The sequence below is a fragment of the Halomarina rubra genome (assembly GCF_023699475.1).
Classification (GTDB): domain Archaea; phylum Halobacteriota; class Halobacteria; order Halobacteriales; family Haloarculaceae; genus Halomarina; species Halomarina rubra.
The window spans coordinates 385,136-390,914 of sequence record NZ_JALXFV010000005.1 but is presented as its reverse complement, the minus strand read 5'-3'; the positions used below and the strand labels follow the sequence as shown (position 1 = coordinate 390,914).

The 5,779-nt window shown below is 68.3% G+C and carries 5 protein-coding genes and 1 pseudogene (1 of these 6 only partly in view); 5 read left to right on the top strand and 1 reads right to left on the bottom strand.

All coding sequences use genetic code 11. The features are described from left to right. Positions 1-39 precede the first annotated feature (39 nt). Positions 40-468, bottom strand: a complete 429-nt coding sequence (locus M1L36_RS11735; protein ID WP_250873918.1) for a spore germination protein GerW family protein — start codon at positions 466-468, stop codon at positions 40-42. Between the two features lie 120 nt (positions 469-588). Here M1L36_RS11735 and hemB point away from each other — a divergent pair, with 120 nt between their 5' ends. The 5 genes and pseudogenes from hemB to hemC all read left to right on the top strand — a co-directional run. Beyond that, positions 589-1,587, top strand: coding sequence for a porphobilinogen synthase (hemB, locus tag M1L36_RS11730; RefSeq protein ID WP_250873917.1), 999 nt, complete (start codon positions 589-591; stop codon positions 1,585-1,587). A 369-nt stretch (positions 1,588-1,956) separates the two neighbouring features. Further along, positions 1,957-3,594 carry an ammonium transporter gene (locus tag M1L36_RS11725; RefSeq protein WP_250873916.1) on the top strand — a complete coding sequence of 546 codons (1,638 nt, stop codon included), beginning with the start codon at positions 1,957-1,959 and terminating at the stop codon, positions 3,592-3,594. Positions 3,595-3,678: 84 nt separating this feature from the next. Next, positions 3,679-5,025, top strand: a complete 1,347-nt coding sequence (gene hemL, locus M1L36_RS11720; RefSeq protein ID WP_250873915.1) for a glutamate-1-semialdehyde 2,1-aminomutase — start codon at positions 3,679-3,681, stop codon at positions 5,023-5,025. 67 nt (positions 5,026-5,092) lie between these two features. Continuing rightward, the gene (locus M1L36_RS11715) at positions 5,093-5,530 is read left to right on the top strand and encodes a hypothetical protein (protein WP_250873914.1); all 438 of its coding nucleotides are present in this window, start codon (positions 5,093-5,095) and stop codon (positions 5,528-5,530) included. Positions 5,531-5,564: 34 nt separating this feature from the next. Beyond that, a pseudogene (gene hemC, locus M1L36_RS11710) lies at positions 5,565-5,779 on the top strand (hydroxymethylbilane synthase) (its annotated part continues 946 nt past the right edge of the window); the annotation flags it as partial.

Sequence of the window (5,779 nt, the reverse complement as noted above, 5' to 3'; positions counted from 1 at the left end):
ACCCCGTGCGAAGCGCGGCGACACTGGCTCCGCACTTCCTTACTTCCGTCCCTGCTTCGCCTTCCGCATCCCGCGTTTCATCGCCCGGCGGCGACTGCGACGGCCCAGCAGGAGTCCGAAGAACAACCCGAGTGCCAGCCAGCGGCCGTTCTCTCGGCCCTCCTCGAACTGAATCCAGCGCGTCTCGCGGTCGGTGATTTCGAGGACGCCGAGCGGGGCGGCCCGGACGCCGCCGCCACCGCCCCAGCCCTCGCCGCCCTGGCCGTCGTGGTCGTCCTCCTCGTCGGCCATCCCCGACCCCGCGCCGCCGCCGAAGCCGAACGCGACGCGGGCGACCGGGATAACCGTCTTCTCGCCGACGCTCACCGGGTCGCCGTACACCGACTCCACGGCGGCCGCGTCGCTGAGTCGGTCGATGAAGTTCCGTCCGCCTCCGAAGAACCCTTCGCTGGTCTCGTGCTCACTCATGGTCGGAACACCGCCTCGTGTTGGCTCGGTGTCGAGATAACCCTGTCGCGGGTCGCCTCTCGTTGTCGTTCGGCCCTCCCTATCGACAACGGCTTTCACCGGCCCGTTCGTGGGTTCGGTATGGACCGCACCCACCGCCCCCGCCGGCTTCGGACCGACGGGATTCGCCCCCTGGTCAGTGAGACGTCCCTGTCGGCGTCGGACCTCATCGCGCCGGTGTTCGTCGACGCGACCACCGACGAACGTGTCCCCATCGGGTCGATGCCCGGCCACTCCCGCGTGCCCGTCTCGGGCGTCGTCGAACGCGTCGAGGAGGTGCTGGAGACCGGCGTCCAGGCGGTGATGCTGTTCGGCATCCCCGAGGAGAAAGACGAGGTCGGCTCGCGAGCGTACGCCGAGGACGGCGTCGTCCAGCGGGCGATGCGCGCGGTGAGCGCGGAGACCGACGCCTACGTCGTCGGCGACGTCTGTCTCTGTGAGTACACCAGCCACGGCCACTGTGGCATCGTCGAGGACCACGCCGCCGAGGACCCGACGCTCACCGTGAAGAACGACGAGACGCTCGACCTGCTCGCGCGGACGGCCGTCTCGCAGGCGGACGCGGGTGCGGACATGGTCGCACCCTCCAGCATGACCGACGGGATGGTCGGTGCGATTCGCGAGGCGCTCGACGAAGCAGGTCACGACGCCGTCCCCATCATGAGCTACGCCGCGAAGTACGAGTCGTCGTTCTACGGTCCGTTCCGCGACGCCGCCGACGGTGCGCCCGCGTTCGGCGACCGCCGACACTACCAGATGGACCCCGCGAACGCCCGCGAGGCGATGCGCGAGGTCGAGTTAGACGTCGAAGAGGGCGCGGACGTGCTGATGGTGAAACCCGCCCTCCCGTACCTTGACGTCGTCCGGGACATCCGTGAGGCGTACGACCACCCGGTCGCCGCGTACAACGTCTCCGGGGAGTACGCGATGCTCCACGCCGCCGCCGAGAAGGGGTGGCTGGACCTCGACGCCGCGGCCCACGAGTCGCTGCTCTCCATCAAGCGCGCCGGGGCGGACCTCATCCTGACGTACTTCGCAGAGAGCGTGGCCGCCACGCTCTCTGCGGACAGCCAGACGTAATCCGGCGACTTTGCAGCGAGCGTCGTCTCGACACTCGACTGACCGGGCCACGACGGTCACGGTTCTCCACGTTCGTCCCGTCGCGGGTCGGCGCGCACTGGCTGTGAGTGCCACTCACGGCAACGTTTGCGTGGACGAACGTCCGGTTCCTGACCGTGCGAACGTCCGGGAATCGCACGAAGTACGACCTTATATCAGTAATACCCTACCTCATTTCGGACGAACGTCGACTCGACAGGCGAAATTGTTGTCTATTTCGAGCCAACGCTTTAGTAGGTGTATTTCCTGACGTTGGTTCGTGAGTTACACGCGCAACGTCACGGTATTCGGCGAACAGGTGGACGGTTGTAACGCTTCGGGGGTGCTCGGATGAGCCTCGCGCTCCAGGCCGACCCGATGGCGGCCGTCGAGGGCATCAACACCGTCTGGGTGTTGACGGTCACGTTCCTCATCTTCTTCATGCACGCGGGCTTCGCCATGCTCGAAGCCGGGCAGGTGCGCTCGAAGAACGTCGCCAACCAGTTGACCAAGAACATGCTGACGTGGAGCGTCGGTGTCGTCGCGTTCTTCCTCGTCGGGCAGGGCGTCGGCAACGTCGTCGGCGGCAACGCTGCGCCCTTCGGCTACGTCGACGACCCGAACCAGTGGGTCGGCTGGCTGTTCGGCGCAGTGTTCGCCATGACGGCGGCCACTATCGTCTCCGGGGCGGTGGCCGGCCGCGCGAAACTCCGCGCGTACGTCACCTACACCGTCGCCCTCGCGGCCATCATCTACCCGGTCGTCCTCGGGTTCACGTGGGCGGGGACGGGCCTGCTCACCGCCGACGGGGCGCTCGGCTTCGGCGTCGGCTTCGGCGACTTCGCGGGCGGCATGGTCGTCCACGGGATGGGCGGCATCGCCGGCCTGACCGCGGCGTGGATTCTCGGCCCGCGGCTCAACCGCTTCAACGAGGACGGGTCGGTGAACGTCATCCCCGGCCACTCCATCACGTTCGCCGTGCTGGGCACGCTGATGCTCTGTTTCGGCTGGTACGGCTTCAACGTCGGCACGCAGGCCGTCTTCTCCGAGGGCGAGTTCATGGGGGCGGCGCTCGGTCGCGTCGCGCTGACGACCACGCTCGGTATGGCCGCGGGAGCCATCGGCGCGAGCGCGATTTCGCTGCTCCGGACGGAGAAGGTCGACACGCTGTACGTCGCCAACGGGATGCTCGCCGGGCTGGTCGGCATCACCTCGAACACCGACGCCATCGTCTGGTGGGCCGCGCCCATCATCGGCTTCCTCGCCGGCGCGCAGCTCCCCATCGTGTTCGAGTTCGTCGAGAAACGGCTCAACATCGACGACGTCTGTGCGGTGTTCCCGGTCCACGGTAGCGCGGGCGTGCTCGGCGCGCTCCTCCTGCCGTTCTTCACGGTCGGCGCGGACGGCGGCTGGGTCGTCAGCACCGACCTCGTCGTGCCGCAGGTCGTCGGCGTGGCGGTCATCGCCGGCTGGACCGTGCTCGCCACCGCCGCCGTCTTCGGCGGGCTGAAGGCGCTCGGTAAGGCCCGCGTCACCCGCGAGCACGAACTGGAGGGCCTCGACATCTCCGAACACGGCGTCGAGACCTACCCCGAGTTCAGCCTCGGTGACGACCCCGTGCTCTCGACCGACGGCGGCGTCGCGTCGGGGCTGAAGATGGTCGTCGCGGTCATCCGCCCAGAGAAGCTCGGTGCGGTCAAGAAGGCCGTCGCGGAGGTCGGCGCACCGCATATCACCGTCACGAACGTCTCCGGACGTGGCACCCAGCCCTCGAAGAAGGGCCAGTGGCGCGGCGAGGAGTACGTCGTCGACCTCCACCAGAAGGTGAAGGTGGAGTGCGTCGTCGCCGACGTGCCCGCCCGCGAGGTCGCCGAGGCCATCACCGAGGCCGCCCGCACGGGCGACACCGGCGACGGGAAGGTGTTCGTGATGCCCGTCGAGGACGCGATGCAGATTCGGACGGGTGCGACGGGGATGGAGGCGGTCTGAGCGGGCGCTCTCGTCTGGTTCGCTCTCCACACCTTCACCTCACCACTCAGTAACTGCCTTACCACGTCCGGGAGAAGCGCGCTCATGGCTCGCAATCGGGAGAACTCCCGCGCCCTGTACGACCGGGCGCTCTCGGTCATGCCCGCCGGCGTCAACTCCTCGGTCCGGGCGACCCAACCGTACCCGACGTTCGTCCGGAAGGGCGACGGCGCACACGTCATCGACCACGACGGCAACCGCTACATCGACTACGTGATGGGCTACGGCCCGCTCCTGCTCGGCCACGACATGCCCGAGTCCGTCGCGGCGGCCGTCCAGCGCGCCGCCAGCGAGGGGCCGATGTACGGCGCACCCACCGAGGTCGAGGTCGACCTCGCCGAGTTCGTCGTCCGCCACGTCCCGAGCGTCGAGATGATTCGGTTCGTCAACAGCGGCACCGAGGCGACGGTCTCCGCGGTCCGCCTCGCCCGTGGCTACACGGGCCGGAACAAGATCGTCGTCATGCAGGGCGGCTACCACGGGGCACAGGAGTCGACGCTCGTCGAGGGCGACGCCGAGCATCCCCGCCCCTCCACGAGCGGCATCCCCCACTCGTTCGCCCAGCACACGCTCCCGGTGCCGTTCAACGACGAAGCGGCACTCCGAGAGGTGTTCGAGGCCCACGGCGACGACATCGCCTGCGTCCTCACCGAACCCATCCTCGGGAACTCGGGCATCGTGATGCCCGAAGAGGGCTACCACCAGACGATTCGGGACCTCTGTGACGACCACGGCGCGCTGTACGTCCTCGACGAGGTCATCACCGGCTTTCGCGTGGGCGGTCTCGGCTGTGCCCAGTCGAAACTCGGCGTCACGCCCGACGTGACGACGTTCGGGAAGATCGTGGGCGGCGGCTTCCCGGTCGGGGCGATCGGCGGGAAGAGCGAGATAATCGAGCAGTTCTCGCCCGCCGGCGACGTGTTCCAGTCGGGGACGTTCTCGGGGCACCCCGTGACGATGGCGGCCGGTCTCGCCACGCTGGAGTTCTGCGCCGAGAGCGACGTCTACGACCACGTCAACGCGCTCGGCGAGCAGTTGCGCGAGGGACTCACGGACGTCCTCGCCGACCGCGCCCCCGAGTACACCGTCGTCGGAACGGACTCGATGTTCAAGGTCGTGTTCGGCCGCGCGGACTCCGGCCCCCAGAGCGACTGCTGTTCGGCGGGGTGTACCCAGGACCACACCTGCGAACGCTACGGCGACTGCCCCAAGACCGGGGCCGACGTCGCCGACGGGGAGACCCAACGCTGGGACCGCCTGTTCCGCCCGTTCATGGAAGAACGGGGCATCCTCCTGCCCGCCAACCAGATGGAGAGCCAGTTCGTCAGCTACGCCCACACCGAGGCGGACGTCGAGGAGACGCTGGAGGCGTACGAGGCGTTCTTCTCGTAACTCGGCGGCTCTCGACACTCCGTTTTCCCCGAGAACGCTTTTGCCGTGCGACACCGTGCCGTCGAGTGTGTCCCGCACCTCCACATACTCCTCCACGCACGCCCCCACCACGCGCCGCGTCGACTCGAACTGGTGGCAACTCGTCGCCCTCGCGGGGGCGTTCTTCGTCCTCGCGTACCTCGTCGGTCTGTTCGTGTTCGTCGCCGTATTCGCCTCGTTCCTGTTCGGCGTCGCCGGCGGACCGCCGGAGTTACTGGTCGGTGGGTTCGGTCTGGTGTTCGTCGTCGTCGCGGTGTTCGTCCTCGCTGGCATCGTCCTCGGGTTGCTGTTGCCAGTCGCGCTGTACTACGACGCGGCGGCCGTCGACGAGGCGGCCGTCGGGTGGTCGCCCGACCCGACGCTGTACGCCGTCGTCGGCGTCGCCGGCCTGTTCGTACAGGGACTCCAACCGGCGGTCGCGTTCTACTACCTCTACAAGCGCCGACAGGCGGTCGGGACGCCATAGAACGTCTTTTCAGCGTTCGCCGTTCACTCAGGGTATGAGCGATACGCTACGACTGGCGACGCGCGGGTCGGCACTGGCGCTCCGGCAGGCCGAGTCGGTGCGCGAGGTGCTCGCGACCCGGCGTCGACCCGTCGACCTCGTGGAGGTGGAGACGCGAGGCGACCGCATCACCGACGAACTCATCCACCGCCTCGGCAAGACCGGCGCGTTCGTCCGCGCGCTCGACGAACAGGTCGTCGACGGCGACGG

What these genes read in the sequence shown, in the direction of transcription:
- M1L36_RS11735 (WP_250873918.1), bottom strand. Translation starts at nt 468, where the DNA reads ATGAGTGAGCACGAGACCAGCGAAGGGTTCTTCGGAGGCGGACGGAAC.
- hemB (WP_250873917.1), top strand. Translation starts at nt 589, where the DNA reads ATGGACCGCACCCACCGCCCCCGCCGGCTTCGGACCGACGGGATTCGC.
- M1L36_RS11725 (WP_250873916.1), top strand. Translation starts at nt 1,957, where the DNA reads ATGAGCCTCGCGCTCCAGGCCGACCCGATGGCGGCCGTCGAGGGCATC.
- hemL (WP_250873915.1), top strand. Translation starts at nt 3,679, where the DNA reads ATGGCTCGCAATCGGGAGAACTCCCGCGCCCTGTACGACCGGGCGCTC.